At 49.3% G+C, this 1,172-nt stretch carries 1 protein-coding gene; it reads left to right on the top strand.

Annotated features, from left to right (window positions below; all coding sequences use genetic code 11):
* Window positions 1-33: 33 nt before the first annotated feature.
* Window positions 34-1,092: a group II intron reverse transcriptase/maturase gene (ltrA, locus tag B147_RS28105; protein ID WP_425387018.1), complete on the top strand. Its 1,059-nt coding sequence runs from the start codon at window positions 34-36 to the stop codon at window positions 1,090-1,092.
* The last annotated feature ends 80 nt before the right edge of the window (window positions 1,093-1,172 follow it).

Here is a 1,172-nt window from a genome sequence, read left to right as displayed (position 1 = left end):
GACCTGCTTAACTGCAGGCATAAACCGCTGCCGGTGAAACGCAAGGAGATCCCTAAACCGGACGGCGGTGTCCGTTTACTTGGAATACCCACGGTGCTTGACCGATTTATACAGCAGGCCATATCCCAAATCCTGGAACAGGTATGGGAGCCTTTTTTCTCTGAATACAGTTATGGATTCAGACCCGGCAAATCNGCACACGATGCGGTGGTGCAGGGTAAAAGGTACATGGTTGAAGGTTATACCTATGTCGTCGATATGGACCTGTCCAAATTTTCCGACCGGGTTTCGCACGACCGTCTGATGAGTAGACTCGCCGGCAGAATCAAGGATAAGCGCGTATTAAAGGTAATACGCGCTTATCTAAGATCCGGTGTAATGACTTTAGGCGTTACGGTTCCCACGGAAGAAGGGACTCCCCAGGGAGGTCCGCTCTCTCCTTTGCTGTCCAACATCGTCCTTGATGAGCTGGACAAGGAACTGGAGAAACGAGGGCANCGGTATGTCCGTTATGCCGATGACTTTATGATCTTCTGCAAAAGCCGGAAAGCGGCCGAAAGGGTTATGCAGAGTATCACCAGGTTTCTGACCGTGAAACTCAAGCTTAAAGTAAACCAGGACAAAAGTGCTGTCAGCAGACCGTGGTTACGCAAATTCCTTGGATTCACATATTTCCAAATGTGTGGACAGTCCAAGATTCGGATTCATGCCAAGAGTATGAAACGATTCAAGGACAAAGTGCGGGAATTAACCAGCCGCAAGCGGGGTAAAAGCCTGTGGCAGGTCATCCAGGAATTGAACCAATACTTTAGGGGATGGTGGAATTATTTCCGGCTCACTGAAGCCAAATCCTTCCTCAAAGGGCTCAAAATTTGGATAATGCGACGGCTGCGAAGTCTTGTTTGGAAACAATGGAAAAAGCCTAAAACCAGGGTTCGGAACCTTGAGAAGCTTGGCATTGCTCACCATGATGCCATGCTTTGCGGCAATGCCCGCAAAAAGTACTGGCACATGAGCAAAGTCAAATGGGTGGCCACTGCTATGCCTGAAAGATATTTTATTGATAAAGGATTATACCTGCCCGGGAACTGATTCCTTAAATCAGCCGAACCGCCCTGGTACGTGATCCGTATGCCGGGTGGTGTGGGAGGGCTCCTCAGTGATGGGGAGTC

This window comes from Desulfobacter curvatus DSM 3379, assembly GCF_000373985.1.
Taxonomy (GTDB): Bacteria; Desulfobacterota; Desulfobacteria; order Desulfobacterales; family Desulfobacteraceae; genus Desulfobacter; species Desulfobacter curvatus.
This window is presented reverse-complemented; position numbering and strand designations above follow the sequence as displayed.